We start from the raw sequence: 21,038 nt of genomic DNA, 5'->3' as shown, positions 1-21,038 counted from the left end.
TCCTGTTCAGCCGCCGTACGCCCCCGAGGCCGTCAGGCGCAGTGCCGTGTCGATCAGCGGGACGTGGCTGAAGGCCTGCGGGAAGTTGCCGACCTGGCGCTGCAGGCGCGGGTCCCACTCCTCGGCGAGCAGACCGAGGTCGTTGCGGAGCGCGAGCAGCTTCTCGAACAGCTTGCGGGCCTCGTCCACGCGGCCGATCATCGCCAGGTCGTCCGCCATCCAGAACGAGCAGGCCAGGAACGCCCCTTCGTCGCCGGGCAGGCCGTCGACACCCTCGCTGGACCCCTCCGTCGGGTAGCGCAGGATGAAGCCGTCCGGCGTGGACAGCTCGCGCTGGATCGCCTCGATCGTGCCGATGACCCGCTTGTCGTCGGGCGGCAGGAAGCCCATCTGCGGGATCAGCAGCAACGAGGCGTCCAGCTCCTTCGAGCCGTACGACTGGGTGAAGGTGTTGCGCTCCTTGTCGTAGCCCTTCTCGCACACGTCCCGGTGGATGTCGTCGCGCAGCTCGCGCCAGCGCTCCAGCGGGCCGTCCGCGTCACCGGACTCGATGAGCTTGATGGTGCGGTCGACGGCGACCCACGCCATCACCTTGGAGTGCACGAAGTGGCGGCGCGGGCCGCGCACCTCCCAGATGCCCTCGTCCGGCTCGTCCCAGTGCTGCTCCAGGTAGCGGATCAGCTTGAGCTGGAGCAGGGAGGCGTAGTCGCTGCGGGCCAGGCCGGTCATGTGGCCCAGATGCAGGGCCTCGGTGACCTCGCCGTAGACGTCCAGCTGGAGCTGGTGTGCGGCGCCGTTGCCGACGCGGACCGGCGCGGAGTTCTCGTAGCCCGGCAGCCAGTCCAGCTCCGCCTCGCCCAGCTCGCGCTCGCCCGCGATGCCGTACATGATCTGCAGGTTCTCGGGGTCGCCGGCGACCGCCCGCAGCAGCCACTCGCGCCAGGCGCGGGCCTCCTCGCGGTAGCCGGTGCGCAGCAGCGAGGACAGGGTGATCGCCGCGTCGCGCAGCCAGGTGTAGCGGTAGTCCCAGTTGCGGACGCCGCCGATGTCCTCCGGCAGGGAGGTGGTGGGGGCGGCGACGATGCCGCCGGTCGGGGCGTACGTCAGCGCCTTCAGCGTGATCAGGGAGCGGATCACGGCCTCGCGGTACGGGCCGTGGTACGTGCAGTGCTCCACCCACTCCCGCCAGAAGTCCTCCGTCGCCTCCAGCGAGGCCTCCGGCTCCGGCAGCGGCGGCGGCTCCTTGTGCGAGGGCTGCCAGGAGATGGTGAAGGCGATGCGGTCACCGGGAGCGACCGTGAAGTCCGAGTACGTGGTCAGCGACTTGCCGTAGGTCTCGCACTCGGTGTCGTACCAGACCGAGTCCGGGCCCGCCACGGCGACCGTGCGGCCGTCGTGCTTGTGCACCCACGGCACGACCCGCCCGTACGAGAAGCGCATCCTGAGGGCCGAGCGCATCGGGACGCGGCCGGAGACGCCCTCGACGATGCGGATCAGCTGGGGGGCGCCGTCACGCGGGGGCATGAAATCGGTCACTCGGACCGTGCCGCGCGGGGTGTCCCACTCGGATTCCAGGATCAGGGAGTCGCCGCGGTAGCTGCGCCGGGCCGCCGTCGGGGGCTGCGCCTCGGCCGCGTGGGCGGGGCCGAGGCGCCAGAAGCCGTGTTCCTCGGTGCCCAGCAGGCCGGCGAAGATGGCGTGCGAGTCGAAGCGGGGCAGGCACAGCCAGTCCACCGTGCCGTCCCGGCAGACCAAGGCGGCGGTCTGCATGTCTCCGATGAGTGCGTAGTCTTCGATGCGCCCGGCCACGTGCAACTCCAGTCGAACGGCCACGTCACCCCCGTGAAGGAAGGGGGCTGTCGCTTATTGCGGTCAAGGGGTCGTTGTAATGCGTCGTTGAGCGGTGAAGCAAAGCAGTCGTCCTGGCCGTGTGGCAAAACGACAATTGATGCTCAACGAACTGACGAGCTCTCGTTGTTCCGGTCATCACGTGCGGGGGTGGTGCCGTGTACCCGGCCGGGCTCGGCAGCGAGTGTCCGAGCAGGATACGACGCACGTAGATGATCTGCGTGCCGCTCCGGGCAACCCGAGTAGGCCGAACGGGTGAGCATCGGGTGAGAAACACGAAGGACCGTGCGGGTCTGTGGTGACTCGTGTGCGGTGCGTGGCCGGAAGCCATCCCCTCCGGGCGCTGATACCCTGGTAGCCCGTGGACCGGTGGGCGAGAAATCCCCGGAACCGCACCTCGAACCGCGACCACGGGAGCCCCCTCTTGGCCATGCCGCCGAAATCTACGACGACCAAGCACATCTTCGTCACCGGGGGTGTCGCCTCCTCCTTGGGCAAGGGCCTCACGGCCTCCAGTCTGGGCATGCTCCTCAAGGCGCGGGGCCTGCGGGTCGTGATGCAGAAGCTCGACCCGTACCTGAACGTCGACCCGGGCACGATGAACCCCTTCCAGCACGGTGAGGTGTTCGTCACCAACGACGGCGCCGAGACGGACCTGGACATCGGCCACTACGAGCGCTTCCTCGACCGCGACCTGGACGGCTCCGCCAACGTCACCACAGGTCAGGTCTACTCGACGGTGATCGCCAAGGAGCGGCGCGGCGAGTACCTCGGCGACACCGTGCAGGTCATCCCGCACATCACCAACGAGATCAAGCACCGCATCCGGCGCATGGCGACCGACGAGGTCGACGTCGTCATCACCGAGGTCGGCGGCACGGTCGGAGACATCGAGTCGCTGCCGTTCCTGGAGACCGTCCGCCAGGTCCGCCACGAGGTCGGGCGTGACAACGTCTTCGTCGTCCACATCTCCCTCCTGCCCTACATCGGCCCCTCGGGAGAGCTGAAGACGAAGCCGACCCAGCACTCGGTTGCGGCCCTGCGGAACATCGGTATCCAGCCAGATGCGATCGTGCTGCGCTGCGACCGCGAGGTCCCCACCGCGATCAAGCGCAAGATCTCCCTGATGTGTGACGTCGACGAGGCCGCCGTGGTCGCCTGCCCCGACGCCCGCTCGATCTACGACATCCCCAAGACCGTGCACGGCGAGGGCCTGGACGCCTATGTCGTCCGCAAGCTGGACCTGCCGTTCCGCGACGTGGACTGGCGGACCTGGGACGACCTGCTCGACCGCGTCCACAACCCCGACCACGAGATCACGCTCGCGCTGGTCGGCAAGTACATCGACCTGCCCGACGCCTACCTCTCGGTCACCGAGGCGCTGCGCGCCGGCGGCTTCGCCAACAGGGCCCGAGTGAAGATCAAGTGGGTCACGTCCGACGACTGCAAGACCCCGGCCGGCGCCAAGGCCCAGCTGGAGGACGTCGACGGCATCTGCATCCCGGGCGGCTTCGGCGACCGCGGTGTGCTCGGCAAGGTCGGCGCGATCAAGTACGCCCGCGAGAACAAGATCCCGCTGCTCGGCCTCTGCCTGGGCCTGCAGTGCATCGTGATCGAGGCCGCGCGCAACCTGGCCGGCATCACCGACGCCAACTCCACCGAGTTCGACTCCGCCACCGGCCACCCGGTCATCTCCACCATGGCCGAGCAGCTGGACATCGTGGCCGGCGAGGGCGACATGGGCGGCACGATGCGGCTGGGCATGTACCCGGCCAAGCTGGCCGAGGGCTCGATCGTGCGCGAGGTCTACGACGGCAAGGAGTACGTCGAGGAGCGCCACCGGCACCGCTACGAGGTGAACAACGCCTACCGCGCGGAGCTGGAGAAGAAGGCCGGCATCCTGTTCTCCGGCACTTCGCCCGACGGCAAGCTCGTCGAGTACGTGGAGTACCCGCGCGAGACGCACCCTTACCTGGTGGCGACCCAGGCGCACCCCGAGCTGCGCTCCCGCCCGACCCGGCCGCACCCGCTGTTCGCGGGTCTGGTGAAGGCCTCGGTCGAGCGGAAGAATTCCAAGTAGCACACCAGTTGTACGGTGGCCGGGGCGCTCGCATTCAAAAGGTGAGCGCCCCGTTTCACTCGTCGTGTGGCAGAAGCGTGCGGAAGGACAGGGCATGACGATCAAGGACACCCCCGAGGAGTGGGAGATCCGGGCGACGGAGACCCCCTTCGTGGGCAACAAGACCTCCGTGCGCACGGACGACGTGGTCATGCCCGACGGACATGTGGCCCGCCGCGACTACCAGGTCCACCCCGGTTCGGTCGCCGTCGTCGCCCTCGACGAGGACGGCCGGGTCCTGCTGGTGCGCCAGTACCGCCACCCCGTGCGCCACAAGCTGTGGGAGATCCCGGCCGGTCTGCTCGACGTGCCCGGCGAGAACCCGCTGCACGCCGCCCAGCGCGAGCTCTACGAGGAGGCGCACGTCAAGGCCGAGGACTGGCGGGTGCTGACCGACGTCTACACCACCCCCGGCGGCTGCGACGAGGCCGTGCGCATCTTCCTCGCCCGCGATCTGTCCGAGGCCGAGGGCGACCGCTTCGAGGTCGAGCACGAAGAGGCAGACATGGAGATCGCACGGGTGCCCCTCCAGGAGCTCGTACGGGGTGTCCTCGGGGGCGAACTGCACAACAACTGCCTTGTCGTGGGCGTCCTTTCGCTGGTCGCCGCGGAGCAGGGCGACGGGCTCGACGCACTGCGCCCCGCCGAGGCGCCGTGGCCCGCTCGTCCCTTCGAGTCCTGAACGCCGCCTCCCCCTCCGTACCGGTGTGACGATCTGCTGATCCGATCGGGGGATGTGCCCGCCGTGCTCCGCCAGGATCGTTGCAGAGCGTGAACTAGGCTCTGTTGATGCCCGGTACCGGAGTCCCGGCGGGCTTGCGCGTGCGGTGGGACGGGAGTGTGGCCCGTGACGGATCAGGCGGTCAACACAGACGGTGTACGGCTGTCGGGGCGCGCTGCTGACGAGAGCCGGTTCCTGGGCCGTACAAGGGAGTTGAAGGAACTCCGCGCCGACATCGAGCGGGCGGGCCTGGACACCCTCTCCGGCCGCAAGGCTCCACGCGCGCGCGTACTGCTCATCGCGGGCAGGCCCGGTTCCGGACGCACCGCCCTCGCCGAGGAGCTCGTACGGCAGGTTGCGGACCGTTACGACGACGGGGTGCTCCGGGCGCGGCTGAGCGAGCCCGACGGCACGCCCGTCCCCCTCGCACAGACCGCCCGCGAACTGCTCGCCGCGCTGAGGCTGCCCACCCCCGCCGGAGCCGCCGCGGACGACCTGGCCGAGGCGCTGCGCACCGCCCTCGCCGACCGCAGGGCCCTGGTGCTGCTGGACGACGCGGCGGACGCCGAGCAGGTCGACGCCCTGCTGCCGGACACGCCCGACTGCCTGGTCGTGGCCGTGTCGAGCGGTCCGCTGACCGGTATCTCCGACGTCCGCCCCTGCACCCTCGGCGGCCTCGACACCAAGTCCGCCCTGGAAATGCTCACCCGGTACACCGGCTCGGTCCGCATCACCGTCGACCCCCGTGCCGCCGAGGGCCTCGTCGAGGAGTGCCAGGGCCACCCCGCCGCGCTGACGCTGGCGGGCGGCTGGCTCGCCGCCCGCCCCAAGGCGGCCGTCGCCGACGTGGCCAAGCATCTGCACACGGAGGGTGAGGGCACGCCCCTCAGCCGGGTCTTCGGGCTCGTCTACACCTCGTTGCCCGCACCCTCCGCCCGGATGCTGCGCCTGCTCTCCCTCGCCCCGGCCGGACTGGTCGATCCCCACACCGCGGCCTCGCTCGCCGGCTGCTCGGTCGGCGACGCCCACGCAGCGCTGGACGAGTTCGTCGCCCTCGGTCTGCTGCGGGCCGCGGACTCGCCGCTGCCGCAGTACGAGGTGCCGGGCTGTCTGCACCCCCTGCTCAAGAAGCTCACCCAGAGCCAGGACCGCCCCGGAGAGGTGCAGCTGGCCCGCGCCCGCATGCTGGAGCGGACGGTACGGCTGCTGCAGTCCTGCCGGGTGATCACCGAGACGGACAGCCCCGAGGCGCGCGAGAAGCTCCAGGGCATGCCGCGCTCCCTGCGCTTCCCGAGCCCCCGGGCCGCCGAGGAGTGGCTGCGGCTGCGCAGGCCCGCGCTGCTGGCCGCGGCCCGGCTGGCCGTCGCGGACGGGGAGCTGGACACCCTCGCCCGCCGGCTGATGTCCCAGCTGGTCAAGGCCATGGTCGCGCACTTCGGCACCCGGGCCGCCGCCCCCGACCTGTACGGCATCCACCGGCTCGTGCTGGACGTGGCCGAGCGGCGGGAGCTGCCCCGCGAGAAGGCCGCCGCGCTGCTGAACCTCGGCGACCTGGACGCCCAGACCGGTCGCACGACGGAGGCGCTGGCGCGCTACCGGGCCGCACTGGACGCCGGACGGGAGGCAAACGACCCGTACGCCAGCGGTCGCGCAATGGAATCCGTAGGTGGTGCGCATCTGGAGCTCGGGGACTACGACCGGGCTGCCGACTGGTTCGGCCGCGCCCTCGCCGAGCGCCTGGCCCGGGACGAGCGTGCGGCCGCCGCCCGGCTCTACGGCCGTATCGCCGCGGCCCACACCTATGCGGGCCGCTACGGCGAGGCCCAGCGCTGCTGGCGCACGGCGATCGCCCGCCACCGCAAGAACGGCGACATCGCCTCCCACGCACGGGCGTTGAGCGAACTCGCGCGTGTCCAGGAGTACGCGGGCCGGCCCGAGGAGTCGTTGCGCACCTGCCACGAGGCGGTGGAGTGGGCCCGGCGTGCCGAGGACGTACGGCTGCAGGCGGCGCTGCAGCTGCGGCTCGCCGACACGCTGGAACGCCTGGGCGATCCCGCCTCCGCCCAGCTGCACCGGGGCACGGCCGAGCGGCTGCTGGGACAGGAGCGCGAGGGTGGTGAGCAGGAGCCGAAACCCCTTGATCCCTTGAAACAGGACGATGACACCTGCGAAATCCGCAGTACATCCGACGAAGATTGATGCAATGAAAGGCTAGACAGAGGGAACGCCTTCATTAGACTGGCTCTGCCGCACCTTCTCCTGCGGTGTCTCCCGGTGTGCTCATGCATGCCTGGGTATGTGTTGTATTGCCCCACATCCACTGAGCCAAGGACCGTGATCGACGTGAAGGTCGGCATCCCCCGCGAGGTCAAGAACAACGAGTTCCGGGTGGCCATCACCCCCGCCGGTGTGCACGAGCTCGTGCGCCACGGCCACCAGGTCGTCATCGAGCGCGATGCCGGTGTCGGATCGTCGATCCCGGACAGCGAGTACGTCGCCGCCGGTGCGCAGATCCTGCCGACCGCCGACGAGGTGTGGGCCGCCGCCGACCTGCTGCTGAAGGTCAAGGAGCCCGTCGCCGAGGAGTACCACCGCCTGCGCAAGGACCAGACGCTCTTCACCTACCTGCACCTGGCCGCCTCCAAGGAGTGCACCGACGCGCTGATCGAGTCCGGCACGACGGCGATCGCGTACGAGACCGTCGAGCTCCCCAACCGTGCGCTGCCGCTGCTCGCCCCCATGTCCGAGGTCGCGGGCCGGCTGGCCCCGCAGGTCGGCGCCTACCACCTGATGCGCTCGGCCGGCGGCCGTGGCGTGCTCCCCGGTGGCGTTCCCGGCACCCAGCCCGCGAAGGCCGTCGTCATCGGCGGTGGCGTCTCCGGCTGGAACGCGACGCAGATCGCGGTCGGACTGGGCTTCCACGTCACGCTGCTCGACCGCGACATCAACAAGCTGCGCGAGGCGGACAAGGTCTTCGGCACCAAGGTCCGGGCGATCATGTCCAACTCCTTCGAGCTGGAGAAGGCCGTCCTGGACGCCGACCTCGTCGTCGGCGCGGTCCTCATCCCCGGCGCCAAGGCCCCCAAGCTGGTCACCAACGAGCTCGTCTCCCGCATGAAGCCCGGCAGTGTCCTTGTCGACATCGCGATCGACCAGGGCGGCTGCTTCGAGGACTCCCGCCCCACCACGCACGCCGAGCCGACCTTCCAGGTCCACGACTCGGTCTTCTACTGCGTCGCCAACATGCCGGGCGCGGTGCCCAACACCTCCACCTACGCGCTCACCAACGCGACCCTGCCCTACATCGTCGAACTCGCCGACCACGGCTGGGTCGAGGCGCTGCGCCGCGACCCCGCGCTCGCCAAGGGGCTCAACACCCATGACGGCAAGGTCGTTTACCGCGAGGTCGCAGAGGCGCACGGACTGGAGCACGTGGAGCTCGAGAGCCTGATCGGCTGACCTGCTCGGCGGGCGGAGAGTCGCCGAGCCGGTAAGTCACCATTCGGCGGACTGCTAAGTCACCATTGAGTAAAAGGCGATACGTCAACACAGGTCGTCAACAGCGCACATCCGGCCGGACCTTGCCCGACGAGGTCCGGCCGGATGTGTGTATGGTCACTTTGCGGCTCTAGGTCAACTCGCCTCGAACGTAACCCTTCGACCGATTCGCACACCCGCGAAACCTGCCGTGCGACGGCCGTACGCCCTTGACAGAGGGATGTTTCATTGCCGACACATCCTGCCGGGTCCGGCGGATTGTGTTGCTGCGGACGCCCGACACGCCATAGAGTCGCCAACCGTCGGCATGGTGCCACGCTGACCTGTCTAGAAGTTTCCTGGTCACCAAGGAGGTAAGACGACTTGTGAATGAGTCGACATTTACTCCCGGGGGTGGTCAACCAGGAGCGCCTGTACGGGACCAGGGTCCCGCGGGGTTCGAGGCTGTCGGCTCCGTAGCTGTGCGCACCTTCGCAGCCCACCAGAGCCCGGGTCCGCAGGTGATCCGGACTGCACACCAGAGCATGGATGGCCATCACGTGAACGCCATGGCCGGCGACGGAAGTGGCGCGCCCCACAACCACTTCGCCGACTACGACGAACTGCCCGAAGGGCACTTCTACGACCCCGACGCGGAGTACGAGCCGGATCCCGAGTACGCGGCCACCCTCGCGCCCGACGCTGCCCGTCAGCGCCGTGAGCGCATCGGCCCGACCGGGCGTCCGCTGCCGTACTTCCCCATCCCGGGCCCGCTGACCGACCACGGGCCCGCGAAGATCATCGCGATGTGCAACCAGAAGGGCGGCGTCGGCAAGACGACGTCGACCATCAACCTGGGTGCCGCGCTCGCGGAGTACGGACGCCGCGTGCTGCTCGTTGACTTCGACCCGCAGGGCGCGCTGTCGGTGGGCCTCGGCGTCAATCCGATGGAGCTCGACCTCACCGTCTACAACCTGCTCATGGAGCGGGGCATGGCGGCCGACGAGGTGCTCCTGAAGACGGCGGTCCCGAACATGGACCTGCTGCCCAGCAACATCGACCTGTCCGCCGCCGAGGTGCAGCTGGTCTCGGAGGTCGCGCGCGAGTCCACGCTCCAGCGGGCCCTGAAGCCGCTGATGGCCGACTACGACTACATCGTGATCGACTGTCAGCCCTCACTGGGTCTGCTGACGGTGAACGCGCTGACGGCCGCGCACAAGGTGATCGTGCCGCTCGAGTGCGAGTTCTTCGCCCTGCGCGGTGTCGCACTGCTGACGGAGACGATCGAGAAGGTCCAGGAGCGGCTCAACCCCGAGCTGGAGCTCGACGGGATCCTGGCCACGATGTACGACTCGCGCACGGTCCACAGCCGCGAGGTGCTGGCCCGTGTGGTCGAGGCCTTCGACGACCACGTCTACCACACGGTCATCGGACGCACGGTCCGCTTCCCGGAGACCACGGTCGCCGGTGAACCGATCACCACGTACGCCTCCAATTCCGTTGGTGCCGCCGCCTACCGTCAGCTCGCCAGGGAGGTGCTCGCCCGGTGTCACGCCGAGTGAGTCTGCCGGGGGCCGACGAACTCTTCCGTACGACAGGGGGAATGGCGCTCCAGCCGTCCACTCCGCGGCGGGGGGCCAACGGCGAAGCCCGGGTGCCCGCGCCCGCGGGGGAGAGCGATCCGGCCGCGGCCGCCTCGCCCGAGGACGCGCCGCAGTCGGTGCCCGCGCAGGGCGGCGACGGCGACGGCCCGGAGCATGTGGCCGCGGAGCCGGAGCCGGTCGACGCCGGTGAGTCCCGCAGCCGTGCCGCGGGACAGGAGCGCTCCGGGCGACGTCAGGGGGCGCAGGAAGGTTCTGCCGCCGCCGGCCAGTCCCGCAAGCGCGGCCGGTCCTCGTCGGCCTCGCGCCGGCCCAGTGGCCGCGAGCGGCACGACGAGAAGATCACCGTGTACGTCTCCGCCGAGGAGCTCATGGACCTGGAGCACGCGCGCCTGGTGCTCCGCGGTGAGCACGGCCTCGCGGTCGACCGCGGGCGGATCGTCCGCGAGGCGGTCGCCGTGGTCCTGGCCGACCTGGAGTCCCGAGGGGACGCGAGCATCCTCGTACGCCGGCTGCGCGGGCGGTAACGGTAGCCTGCGGGGGCCATGACCTCGAACGACGTTCCCGCCCCCGGCGCCGGCGCCTCCGGCGGCCGTCGGCGTGCACTGGGGCGGGGCCCTGGCGCTCCACGGGTCGAGCCGGTGGCTCCTCCCGCGGAACCGGCCCCTGCGGAGACGACCCCCGAGGCTGCCGCCCCCGAGCCGGACCCGAGCCCGGAGGCCGCCTCCGAACGCCCGAATCCCGTGGCCCCGATGCCGGTCGCCGGGCGGCGGTCCGTGGGCGTTGGGCCGGTTGCGGAGCCGGGCGCAGTGGCGCCGGAGGCGGTGCGTTCGGCGGAGGTCGTGGCTCCGGAGGTGGTCCGAGAGCCGGAAGCCCTGATTCCGGGGTTGGGTTCCGAGGCTCAGGCGGAAGATGCCGCGGGGTGGCGGTCCGCGGGCGTGGAGCTGGGGCCAGAGGCGGGTGTCCAGGGGCCGGAGGCGGTCTCAGCACGTTTGGCGGAGGCCGCGGCTCCCGAGGTGGTCCGAGAGCCGGAGGCTGTGGCTCCGGAGGTGGTGCGCGAGCCGGAGGCTGTGGCTCCGGGGGTGGTCCGAGAGCCGGAAGTCCTGATTCCGGGGTTGGGTTCCGAGGCTCAGGCGGAAGATGTCGCGGGGTGGCGGTCCGCAGGCGTGGAGCCGGGTCCAGAGGCGGGTGTCCAGGGGCCGGAGGCGGTCTCTGCGCGTTCGGCGGAGGCCGCGGCTCCCGAGGGGGTGCGAGAGCCGGAAGCTGTGGCTCCTGAGATGGTGCGCGAGCCGGAAGTCCTGATTCCGGGGGCGGGATCCGAGTCTCGGACGGAAGTCCTGGCGCCCGGGCCTCCGGACGGGTCCGGTGGCGCGCCCCAGGGAGCAGGGGTGGGGGTGGAAGCCGACCCCGGTGAGGCCGACGGCGGTGGTGTCTTCAAGGTTCGGCTCTCCAACTTCGAGGGGCCCTTCGATCTGCTGCTGCAGTTGATCTCCAAGCACAAGCTGGACGTCACCGAGGTCGCGCTGTCCAAGGTGACCGACGAGTTCATGGCGCACATCCGGGCCATGGGGCCGGACTGGGACCTGGACCAGACGACCGAGTTTCTCGTGGTCGCGGCCACCTTGCTCGACCTCAAGGCAGCCCGGCTGCTGCCCTCCGCCGAGGTCGAGGACGAGGCCGACCTCGCGCTCCTGGAGGCGCGCGACCTGCTGTTCGCGCGGCTGCTGCAGTACCGCGCCTACAAACAGATCGCCGACATCTTCAACCAGCGGCTGGACGAGGAGGCCCGGCGCTATCCGCGCACCGTCGGACTCGAGCCGCATCACGCCGAGCTGCTGCCCGAGGTCGTCATCAGCATCGGGCCGGAGGGCTTCGCGAAGCTCGCCGTCAAAGCGATGCAGCCGAAGCCGAAGCCCCAGGTGTACGTCGACCACATCCACGCACCGCTGGTCAGCGTGCAGGAGCAGGCCGGCATCGTGGTCGCCCGGCTCAGGGAGCTCGGCGAGGCCAGCTTCCGGGCGCTGGTCGAGGACACCGACGACACCCTCACCGTCGTCGCGCGATTCCTCGCCCTCCTGGAGCTGTACCGGGAGAAGGCCGTCGCCCTCGACCAGGAGACGGCGCTCGGCGAGCTGATCGTGCGCTGGACCGGCGGCGAGGGCGAAGCCCAGCCGATGGTGACCGACGAATTCGACCGACCGCCCGAGCCGTCCAAGGAGGACAAGGCGTGAGCGAGGACACCACCGCCCTCCCGGCAGGGCTCCGCACCGTCGCCGACCTCGACCTCAAGCCCGCCCTGGAGGCCGTCCTCATGGTCGTGGACGAGCCCGCGACCGAGGAACATCTCGCGAAGATCCTCCAGCGGCCCAAGCGGCAGGTCGGGGACGCACTGCGGGAGCTGGCCGATGAATACGCCGTGCAGGGCCGCGGCTTCGAGCTGCGGCTGATCGCCGGGGGCTGGCGTTTCTACAGCCGGCCCGAGTACGCGGCGGCCGTGGAAGGCTTCGTCCTGGACGGCCAGCAGGCCCGGCTCACCCAGGCCGCTCTGGAGACCCTCGCCGTCGTCGCCTACCGCCAGCCGGTCAGCCGCAGCCGGGTCTCGGCCGTACGAGGAGTGAACTGCGACGGGGTCATGCGCACCCTGCTGCAGCGGGGTCTGGTCCAGGAGGCGGGCACGGAACCCGAAACAGGTGCGATCCTGTACACGACGACGAACTACTTCCTGGAGCGGATGGGCCTGCGCGGCCTGGACGAGCTCCCGGAGCTCGCGCCCTTCCTCCCGGAGGCGGAGGCGATCGAGGCCGAGACACTGGAAGGGGTTCCGTCGTTCGATCCGGACGCTCCGGATTCCGAGGACGCAGACGACAAGACGGAACTTTGATGCGAAGCAGCAGCGGCAGGAACAGCAGCGGAAACAACGGCGGGAGCCGTGGTGGCAACAGCGGCGGCCGCGGCGGGAGCAGCGGTGGCCGCGGTAATTACCGCGGCGCCGGTAACAACCGCGACGACAAGCAGGGCGGCCGGCCGAAGAAGCCCCGCCCGGAGGAGCGGCGCTACGACGTGGGCCCCGGCGCCACCCAGGACGGCCCGAAGTCGGGGCGCGGCGCCTCGGCGCGCGGCGGCGCCAAGGGCGGCCCCAGGCAGGGCCAGGGCACGGGGCGCGGCCGTACGGCTCCGGCGAGCTCCCGTGAGTACGACGCCCGGGCCGAGGAGCGCAACCGCGAGCGGTACGCGGGCAAGAAGGACGTCAAGCTGCCCAAGACCTTCCCGGGCGCCGAGCAGGAGGGCGAGCGGCTGCAGAAGGTGCTCGCGCGCGCGGGCTACGGCTCCCGGCGCGCCTGCGAGGAGCTGATCGAGCAGGCCCGCGTCGAGGTCAACGGCGAGATCGTCCTGGAGCAGGGCAAGCGCGTCGACCCGGAGAAGGACGAGGTCAAGGTCGACGGCCTGACCGTCGCCACGCAGTCGTACCAGTTCTTCTCGCTGAACAAGCCCGCCGGTGTCGTATCGACGATGGAGGACCCCGAGGGCCGGCAGTGCCTCGGCGACTACGTCACCAACCGCGAGACCCGGCTCTTCCACGTGGGGCGGCTCGACACCGAGACCGAGGGCGTCATCCTGCTCACCAACCACGGCGAGCTGGCGCACCGCCTGACGCACCCCAAGTACGGCGTGAAGAAGACCTACCTCGCCGCGATCGTCGGCCCGATCCCGCGCGACCTGGGCAAGAAGCTCAAGGACGGCATCCAGCTGGAGGACGGGTACGCGCGCGCGGACCACTTCCGGGTGGTCGAGCAGACCGGCAAGAACTACCTGGTCGAGGTGACCCTGCACGAGGGCCGCAAGCACATCGTGCGCCGCATGCTCGCGGAGGCCGGCTTCCCGGTGGAGAAGCTGGTGCGCACCTCCTTCGGTCCGATCACCCTGGGCGACCAGAAGTCGGGCTGGCTGCGGAGGCTGTCGAACACCGAGGTCGGCATGCTGATGCAGGAAGTCGACCTCTAGCAGCGACCTCTAGCAGCGACCTCTGGCAGCGACCTCTGGCAGCCCTGTGCGACGGCCGGTTCCGGATCCTCTCCGGGACCGGCCGATGCGTTTTCGGTCCCCCGCCGGTCTGTACTCGTGACCGGCGAGAGGAATGGCCATGCCTGCTACGACGACGGACCGCGACGAGTTCGTCCGGCTGACGGACCCGTACCGGCGGGAGCTGCTCGCGCACTGCTACCGGATGCTGGGCTCGGTCGACGACGCCGAGGACCTGGTGCAGGAGACATATCTGCGGGCCTGGCGGTCCTACGAGGGGTACGAGGGTCGCGCGTCCCTGCGGACCTGGCTGCACCGCATCGCCACCAACACGTGTCTGACGGCGCTGGAGGGCCGCGCGAGGCGTCCGCTGCCCGCGGGGCTCGGTGGGCCGTCACAGGCGCCTGAGGAGCCGCTGAGGACCCCTGCGACGGATGTTCCGTGGCTCCAGCCGCTGCCCGACTCTCTCGTCGACCCGGCGACCGTGGTGGCCGCCCGCGGCAGCCTGCGGCTCGCACTGGTCGCCGCGCTGCAGAATCTTCCCGCCCGGCAGCGGGCCGTGCTCATCCTGCGGGACGTGCTGGCCTGGCGGGCGTCCGAGGTCGCCTCGCTGCTCGGGACCTCGACGGCCGCCGTCAAGAGCAGCCTCCAACGCGCGCGTGCCCGGCTCGACGAGGTCGCTCCCGACGAGGACCTCGTCGTCGAGCCCGAGGGCACGGCGGACCGCGAGGTGCTCGACCGGTACATGGCCGCCTTCGAACGCGCCGACATGGACGCGCTGCTCGACCTCCTCCAGGACGGCGTCGAACTGGAGATGCCGCCCAATCTGGAGTGGTTCCACGGCAAGAAGGACGTGCTGCTGTTCCTGCGGGCCAGGGGGCATGGGGAGGGCCGCTACCGGATGCTGCCCACGCGTGCGAACGGGCAGCCGGCCGTCGTCATGTACGTGCGCGGGGTGGACGGCTTGCTGCGGGCGCACTCGGTGCAGGTGCTCACCGTGGCGGGCGGCTCACTGGCCCGCATCACGGCCTTCATCGACCTGGCGCAGGTAGACCGCTTCGGGTTCCCCAGGGTGCTGTCGTGAACTGCGGTGAGCTGCTGGAGCGTTCGATCGCCTACGCGCTGGGGAGTGTCGCCGGCGTCGGGCCCGGGAGTCTTGAGCGGGGCACCCCGTGCGCCGAGTGGGACCTGGGGGAGCTGCTCGGGCATCTCGACGACTCGCTGGACGCCCTGCACGAGGGGCTGACCGGCGGGCGGATCGGGCTCACGCCGGGGCGTCCCGGGGGAGATCTCGCCTGCGCGTTCCGCACGCGCGCGTGTGCTGTGCTCGGCGCCTGGGCGGCCGGGCACGGGGAGCAGGTGGTGGTGGGCGAAGTGCCGCTGGACGTACGCGTGATGGCCGCCGTGGGAGCGGTGGAGATCGCGGTGCACGGATGGGACGTGGCGCAGGCCTGCGGGCGGCCCCGGCCCGTACCGGGCCCGCTGGCGGCGGAGCTGCTGCCGGTGGCCCAGTGCGTGGTGGCGCTGGAGGACCGGGGCGTGCGGTTCGGCGCGCCCGTCGCCGTACCGCTGGATGCGGGGCCCGAGGCGCGCCTGCTGGCCTTCCTGGGGCGGTGCGATTCCTTTCCGGGGTGAGGGTGGTCTGCCTTCCGTGAGCGACCTCAAGAGCTCATGGAAGGAACTCCCGTCATGACCGACACACTGAGTGTCTCCGTACGCAAACCGCCCGCCGAACAGGCCCCGCACCGACCGGTGTGGACCGTCGTACTCGCCGGGCTCGGCGCGCTGCTGTGCTCGCTGGACGTCGTGGTCGTCGCTACCGCGCTGCCCGCCCTGCGGGCCGACTTCGGGGCGAGCCTGTCGGACCTGGAGTGGACGATCAACGCCTACAACCTGGTCTTCGCCTGTCTGACCCTGACCGGCGCCGCGCTCGGCGACCGGTTCGGACGGCGGCGGATGTACCTCGCCGGGCTCGCCGTCTTCACGCTGGGCTCGGCCGCCTCCGCGCTGGCGGGCGGCCCGAGCCAGCTCATCGGCGCGCGCGTGGTGCAGGGCGCCGGAGCCGCCGTGCTGCTTCCCCTCACCCTGACCCTGATCAGCGAGGCGTTCCCGGCCGAGAAGCGAGGTGTCGCCATCGGCGTCTGGGGCGGGGTGACCGGGCTCGGGGTCGCGGCCGGTCCGGTGCTCGGCGGGGCCGTCACCGAGGGCCTGTCCTGGCAGTGGATCTTCTGGCTGAACGTGCCCATCGGCCTTGCGATGCTGCCGTTCGCCGCGACCAGGCTCCGCGAGAGCTACGGCACGCGGCCCCAACTCGACCTCGTGGGACTGGTGTTGGCGGCCGTCGGAGTGACGGGGCTGGCCTGGGCGCCGGTGCGGGCGCCGCAGGCGGGCTGGGGGAGCGCCGAGGTGCTGACCGCACTCGCCGCCGGGATCGTGTTCCTGGCCGCCTTCCTGCTCTGGGAGCGCAGGGGAGCCCGCTACCCGATGCTGCCGCTCGCGCACTTCCGCAACCGCGGCTTCTCCGTGGCCAACGCGGCCGCCTTCCTGGTCTTCGGGTCCCTGCTGGGCGCCCTCTTCATGATCACGCAGCTCTTCCAGACCGGGCTCGGCTACTCCCCGCTCCAGGCGGGCGTGCGCATCCTCGTCTGGAACGCGATGCCGCTGCTGGTCGCCCCGGTCGCGGGCGCCCTCGCGGACCGCTTCGGCACCCGGCCCTTCATGTTCGGCGGCCTCGCCCTGCAGGCCCTGGGCCTGGCGCTGCTCGCCTGGCAGGTCGAACCAGGCGTCAGCTACGGGCAGTTGGTCCTCCCGCTGATCATCGCGGGCATCGGCATCTCCATGGTCTTCCCGAGCGTCGCCAACGCCGTGACCTCCGCCGTCCCCCTCGGCGACGCGGGTGTGGCAGCCGGCGTGAACAACGCCCTGCGCGAACTGGGCGGCGTCTTCGGCATCGCCGTCGCCGCCCTGGTCTTCACGCAGTACGGCGGCTACGGCTCACCGTCGTCCTTCCTGGACGGCTGCGCACCGGCCCTGTGGGTGTCGGCCGGCGCGGCCGGAGTGGGGGCGGTGGTGGCGGCGTTCGCGCCGTCACACACGCGGGTGTGAGCCCACTCCGCGCCGCCGAGCAGCCCCTTCATGGTCTCGGCGGCGCGGACCGCGGCGGCACCGCAGCAGTTGTTGAACAGCACGTGGAGCTGCTCCGTCCGTCCGGCCAGTGACCGCAACCGGGGCAGCCAGTCGATGAGTTCGTCCTCCCCGTAGTCGTACCGGAACCGGTCCTCCTTGCTCCCCGACCCCCAGACCGCGCTCCGCCCGTGGAACCGGACGACGGACAGCCGTGGCGCGGCGACCGGCGTGACGGGCGGGATCGACAAGGGAAGCGACTGGGTCATGTCCACCGCCACGGCGGTCATGTCGTACCGGGTCAGTAACGCGCGCGTGGCCTCCGCCCACTCCGGCCGCCACCATCCGGGATGCCGGAACTCCACGGAGACCGGCCACCCTTCGGTCCGTTCGGCGCACTCCCGCAGGAACTCACCGCCCCGCTTTCCGGGGGAGAACCACGGAGGCATCTGGAACAGCACGCTGCCGAGCCGCCCGGCCGCCCGCAGCGGCTCGATCCCCTCGGTGAAGCGCGCCCACACCTGGTCGAGCACCTTCGGATCCCGGTGGTCGGCCCGAAGCCCGTCCGGCATCACCGCGTCTCGCGTCGGGTGGCCCGTGAGCAGCGAGAACGCCTTCACGTCGAAGACGAAGCCGTCCGGGGTCCGTTCGGTCCACAGGAGGCTGTTGCGGGCGCTCGGCAGTGCGTAGTACGCCGAGCCGACCTCGACGACCGGGAACCGTTCGGCGTAGTGCCTCAGCCGCCCTTCCGCGTCCTTGCGCCCTGCCGGATACCAGCCGCTGCCGACCAGTGCCCGGTCCGTCCACGAGCACGTGCCCACGAGGATCTCGCCCATGCGGTGCCGGTTACCCCTCTCGGGGGCGTGGAAGCCCGCGAGTTGTGGAAGCGCTCGGGTGTTGTGTAAGCACCCGCCCCGCGATTATGGTCGACATGACCATTAAAGCGTCCGGGGGGTTGGAGGTCCGGTGTCATGGAGTACGACAAGTACGCCTACGAACCCTTCGCCGTCACCGTCGACCTCGCCGTCCTGACGATCCGTGACGGCGCTCTGCACGTCCTCCTCGTGGAGCGCGGCCAGGACCCCTACGCCGGTCACTGGGCACTGCCCGGCGGCTTCGTGGAGCCACGGGAGTCGGCGGAGACGGCCGCCCGGCGCGAACTCGCCGAGGAGACCGGCCTCCGGGACGTCACCGGGCTGCATCTGGAGCAGCTGCGGACCTACAGCGAACCCGACCGCGACCCCCGGATGCGGGTCGTGTCCGTCGCCTTCACCGCGCTGCTGCCCGACGCGCCCGAACCGCAGGCCGGCAGCGACGCGGCGCGGGCGAGCTGGCTGCCGTACGACTCGGCCCGCCCGCTCGCCTTCGACCACGACACGATCCTCGCCGACGCCCACGAACGGGTCGGCGCCAAGCTGGAGTACACCTGTCTCGCCACCGCCTTCTGCCCGCCCGAATTCACGCTCGGCGAGCTGCAGCGCGTCTACGAGACGGTCTGGGGCACGGCTCTCGACCGGCCCAACTTCCGCCGCAAGGTGCTCGCCACGCCCGGCTTCGTCGAGGCCGTGCCGGGCGCCGCCCGCCTCACCGGCGGCCGGGGCAAACCCGCCGCGCTCTATCGGGCGGGCCCGGCCACCGCGCTGCACCCACCCCTCCTCCGACCGTCCCGGGAAGGACGCCCCGCATGACCGCCACCATCGTCGACAAGCAAGCAGCCACCGGGGCGTTGACCGGCCTCGCGCTCGGGGACGCCCTCGGCTTCCCGACCGAGTTCAACGACGTGCCGTCGATCCTCGCCAAGTTCGGGCCGTGGCGGCAGATGCGGCTGCCGAAGCCCGCGATCGTCACCGACGACACGCAGATGACGCTGGCGGTGGGGAGGGCGCTGCGGACGGCCATGGATCACGGGGTGCTCGCGCCGGAAAGCCTGGCGGGCCCGCTGCGCAAGGAGTTCGTGGACTGGCACGACTCGCCGGAGAACAACCGGGCGCCCGGGAACACCTGCCTGCTGGCCTGCTACCTGCTGAAGGACGAGAGCCGCCGCTGGCAGGACGCCAGCCAGATCGGCTCCAAGGGCTGCGGTGCCAACATGCGGGTCGCGCCCGTCGGGCTCGTCCCCGGCCTGAGCGACGAACAGCGCGCGGGCGCCGCCCAGTTGCAGTCCGCCCTGACCCACGGCCATCCGACGGCCCTCGCCGCCTCCGACCTCACCGCCCGCGCGGTACGGCTGCTCGCACAGGGCGCCGAGCCGACCGGCCTCGTCGGCCTGCTGCGCTCGTACGCCCTGGAGAACCGCAGCCACTACAACGAGCGCTGGCTCGGCGACCTGTGGACGCGCAGTCAGGACCCGAGCCCCGAGCACTTCATCGCCCGCGGCTGGGACGAGTGCCTGGAGATCCTCGGCCGGCTGCAGGACGCCGTACGCACATCCTCGACCGAGACCGACCCGTGCCTGGCCACCGGCGCGGGCTGGATCGCCGAAGAGGCCCTGGCGACCGGCCTGTTGTGCTTCCTGCAGTTCCCCGACGAACCGGTGACGGCCATCCGGCGGGCCGCCTGCACCTCGGGCGACTCGGACTCCATCGCCTGCCTGACGGGCGCCTTCGCAGGCGCGCACCTGGGCGCCGACGCCTGGCCGACCGAGTGGGCCGACCGCATCGAATACCGCACCGACCTGCTGACCCTCGGCGCCCTCTGGGACGCTTGAGTCATGATCGACGCCCTGGCCCTCGACCTCACGCCGGTGGTCGCCGAACAGCCCGACCCGGTGCTGTTCGCGACCGTCTCCGGCGCCCACCTCTACGGCTTCCCGTCCCGCGACTCGGACGTGGACCTGCGGGGCGTGCACCTGCTGCCGATCGCGGACCTGCTGGGGTTGGGGGAGCCGGACGAGACCCGGTCCCGGATGTGGGACCGGGACGGCGTCGAGCTGGACCTTGTCACGCACGACCTGCGCAAGTTCGTACGGCTGATGCTGCGCCGCAACGGCTATGTGCTGGAGCAGCTGCTGTCGCCCCTGGTCGTGCATACGACCGACGCGCACCGCGAGCTGGCCGCGCTCGCGCCAGGTGTCCTGACCAGCCATCACGCCCATCACTACCGCGGGTTCGCGAACACCCAGTGGCGGCTGTTCGAGAAGACCGGTGAGCTCAAGCCGCTGCTCTACACGTTCCGGGTCCTGCTCACCGGGATCCATCTGATGCGCAGCGGCGAGGTGCAGGCCCATCTGCCCACGCTGCTGGGCGAGGTGGACGCCCCCGGCTACCTGTCGGAGCTGATTTCGGCGAAGGCGGAGCAGGAGCACGGGGGTGCCGAAGTCGACCACGCGCGCGTGCAGGCCGACGTAGAGCAGTTGCACGGCGTGCTGGACGCGGCGCAGGAGACCTCGGTGCTACCGGACGCCCCGGCCGTGTACGACGCCCTGCACGACTTCGTCGTACGCGTCCGGCTGGAAGGCTGAGGCGCGGCGGACGCGGACGAGGAAGTCCTCGACGCGGGCGCGGTCCGGCTCCTCGGGGAGGGGGCTGTGGCGGGCTGCCTCGTCGGCCTCCGCGGCCAGGCGGTTCATCCACGACTCGACCTCCGGCCACGGGACCTCGCCCCGCTTCACCGCCAGCAGGGGCTCGCGCTGCTCGCCCACGTCGAGGGTGAGGGCGCCCGTGCGCAGCAGGTCGCGGGAGCTCATCAGGAGGCGGAGCAGATGCATGGCGTGCTTCCAGCGCGGTGCGCCATGGGTGCGGACGTCGGCCCCCAGCTTCTTGCGCTGGCCGAGGGCGTAGCGCGTGAACGTCTCGTGGGCCCGGCGGGAGAGGAAGGCCCCGCGCAGCGCGAGGAGTTCGCGGCCGGTGTCGTCGACGTACTCCACGAGCGGGGAGTGCAGGCACTCCAGGATGTTCGGGTTGGCGCGCAGGGCCAACTCGCAGAACCGTTCCAGCTCCCAGCCGAACTGCTCCTCGGCCGGGCCCTCGACATGCGTCGGCGGCTTCTCGAAGCGCCAGAACAGGGGAGTGGGCGCCACGAACACGCCCCGGCGGTCGGTGTCGCTGCCGTCCGTCGCCAGCCCGAACGCGCGTGAACCCATCACGCAGGCGTAGATCGTGTGGTCGCGCACCAGGGTCTCGGGAAGCAT

The 21,038-nt window shown here is 71.0% G+C and carries 18 protein-coding genes; 15 read left to right on the top strand and 3 right to left on the bottom strand.

Going from position 1 to position 21,038, the window contains the following annotated elements; genetic code table 11:
- Positions 1-6 precede the first annotated feature (6 nt).
- A complete protein-coding gene (locus ACFY1E_RS15840) occupies positions 7-1,809 on the bottom strand; it encodes a glycoside hydrolase family 15 protein (RefSeq protein ID WP_344404337.1) in 1,803 nt (600 codons plus the stop codon).
- 469 nt (positions 1,810-2,278) lie between these two features.
- On the opposite strand from ACFY1E_RS15840, the gene ACFY1E_RS15835 reads away from it, so the two are divergent.
- The 12 genes from ACFY1E_RS15835 to ACFY1E_RS15780 all read left to right on the top strand — a co-directional run bounded on the left by ACFY1E_RS15835 (position 2,279) and on the right by ACFY1E_RS15780 (position 16,891).
- Entirely contained in the window at positions 2,279-3,928 is a 1,650-nt protein-coding gene (locus ACFY1E_RS15835) for a CTP synthase (RefSeq protein WP_389075973.1), read from the top strand.
- Between the two features lie 94 nt (positions 3,929-4,022).
- On the top strand, positions 4,023-4,649 hold the full coding sequence (locus ACFY1E_RS15830; protein ID WP_389075971.1) for an NUDIX domain-containing protein: 627 nt from the start codon (positions 4,023-4,025) through the stop codon (positions 4,647-4,649).
- 165 nt (positions 4,650-4,814) lie between these two features.
- Entirely contained in the window at positions 4,815-6,887 is a 2,073-nt protein-coding gene (locus ACFY1E_RS15825) for a tetratricopeptide repeat protein (RefSeq protein ID WP_389075969.1), read from the top strand.
- Between the two features lie 135 nt (positions 6,888-7,022).
- Positions 7,023-8,147, top strand: coding sequence for an alanine dehydrogenase (ald, locus tag ACFY1E_RS15820; protein ID WP_389075967.1), 1,125 nt, complete (start codon positions 7,023-7,025; stop codon positions 8,145-8,147).
- 404 nt (positions 8,148-8,551) lie between these two features.
- Entirely contained in the window at positions 8,552-9,727 is a 1,176-nt protein-coding gene (locus tag ACFY1E_RS15815; RefSeq protein ID WP_389075965.1) for a ParA family protein, read from the top strand.
- Positions 9,712-10,293 carry a hypothetical protein gene (locus ACFY1E_RS15810; protein WP_389075962.1) on the top strand — a complete coding sequence of 194 codons (582 nt, stop codon included), beginning with the start codon at positions 9,712-9,714 and terminating at the stop codon, positions 10,291-10,293. The genes ACFY1E_RS15815 and ACFY1E_RS15810 overlap by 16 nt, the downstream gene beginning before the upstream one ends.
- A 750-nt stretch (positions 10,294-11,043) precedes the next feature.
- Positions 11,044-11,997, top strand: coding sequence for a segregation and condensation protein A (locus ACFY1E_RS15805; RefSeq protein WP_389076040.1), 954 nt, complete (start codon positions 11,044-11,046; stop codon positions 11,995-11,997).
- Positions 11,994-12,647, top strand: a complete 654-nt coding sequence (gene scpB / locus ACFY1E_RS15800) for an SMC-Scp complex subunit ScpB (protein ID WP_389075960.1) — start codon at positions 11,994-11,996, stop codon at positions 12,645-12,647. The genes ACFY1E_RS15805 and scpB overlap by 4 nt, the downstream gene beginning before the upstream one ends.
- Positions 12,647-13,768: a pseudouridine synthase gene (locus tag ACFY1E_RS15795; protein WP_351483619.1), complete on the top strand. Its 1,122-nt coding sequence runs from the start codon at positions 12,647-12,649 to the stop codon at positions 13,766-13,768. Before scpB ends, ACFY1E_RS15795 begins: the two co-directional genes overlap by 1 nt.
- Positions 13,769-13,907: 139 nt before the next feature.
- Entirely contained in the window at positions 13,908-14,870 is a 963-nt protein-coding gene (locus ACFY1E_RS15790) for a sigma-70 family RNA polymerase sigma factor (protein ID WP_389075958.1), read from the top strand.
- Positions 14,867-15,421, top strand: a complete 555-nt coding sequence (locus ACFY1E_RS15785; RefSeq protein WP_389075956.1) for a TIGR03086 family metal-binding protein — start codon at positions 14,867-14,869, stop codon at positions 15,419-15,421. The genes ACFY1E_RS15790 and ACFY1E_RS15785 overlap by 4 nt, the downstream gene beginning before the upstream one ends.
- A 54-nt stretch (positions 15,422-15,475) precedes the next feature.
- The gene (locus ACFY1E_RS15780) at positions 15,476-16,891 is read left to right on the top strand and encodes a DHA2 family efflux MFS transporter permease subunit (protein ID WP_389075953.1); all 1,416 of its coding nucleotides are present in this window, start codon (positions 15,476-15,478) and stop codon (positions 16,889-16,891) included.
- Here ACFY1E_RS15780 and ACFY1E_RS15775 read toward each other — a convergent pair.
- The gene (locus tag ACFY1E_RS15775) at positions 16,774-17,745 is read right to left on the bottom strand and encodes a DUF72 domain-containing protein (RefSeq protein WP_389075951.1); all 972 of its coding nucleotides are present in this window, start codon (positions 17,743-17,745) and stop codon (positions 16,774-16,776) included. The two genes, ACFY1E_RS15780 and ACFY1E_RS15775, sit on opposite strands and share 118 nt — an antisense overlap.
- A 135-nt stretch (positions 17,746-17,880) precedes the next feature.
- On the opposite strand from ACFY1E_RS15775, the gene ACFY1E_RS15770 reads away from it, so the two are divergent.
- Genes ACFY1E_RS15770 through ACFY1E_RS15760 form a run of 3 tightly spaced genes read left to right on the top strand, consistent with a single transcriptional unit; the run spans position 17,881 to position 20,369 of the window.
- Entirely contained in the window at positions 17,881-18,597 is a 717-nt protein-coding gene (locus ACFY1E_RS15770; protein WP_389075949.1) for an NUDIX domain-containing protein, read from the top strand.
- On the top strand, positions 18,594-19,616 hold the full coding sequence (locus ACFY1E_RS15765; RefSeq protein ID WP_389075947.1) for an ADP-ribosylglycohydrolase family protein: 1,023 nt from the start codon (positions 18,594-18,596) through the stop codon (positions 19,614-19,616). Before ACFY1E_RS15770 ends, ACFY1E_RS15765 begins: the two co-directional genes overlap by 4 nt.
- Positions 19,617-19,619: 3 nt before the next feature.
- A complete protein-coding gene (locus ACFY1E_RS15760) occupies positions 19,620-20,369 on the top strand; it encodes a DNA polymerase beta superfamily protein (protein ID WP_389075945.1) in 750 nt (249 codons plus the stop codon).
- Here ACFY1E_RS15760 and ACFY1E_RS15755 read toward each other — a convergent pair.
- A complete protein-coding gene (locus ACFY1E_RS15755) occupies positions 20,301-21,038 on the bottom strand; it encodes a DNA polymerase beta superfamily protein (RefSeq protein ID WP_389075943.1) in 738 nt (245 codons plus the stop codon). The genes ACFY1E_RS15760 and ACFY1E_RS15755 overlap by 69 nt on opposite strands.

Source organism: Streptomyces sp. NPDC001604 (assembly GCF_042893475.1).
Taxonomy (GTDB): Bacteria; Actinomycetota; Actinomycetes; order Streptomycetales; family Streptomycetaceae; genus Streptomyces.
The sequence above is the reverse complement of the archived record's forward strand: the minus strand, read 5'-3'. Positions and strand labels throughout refer to the sequence as shown.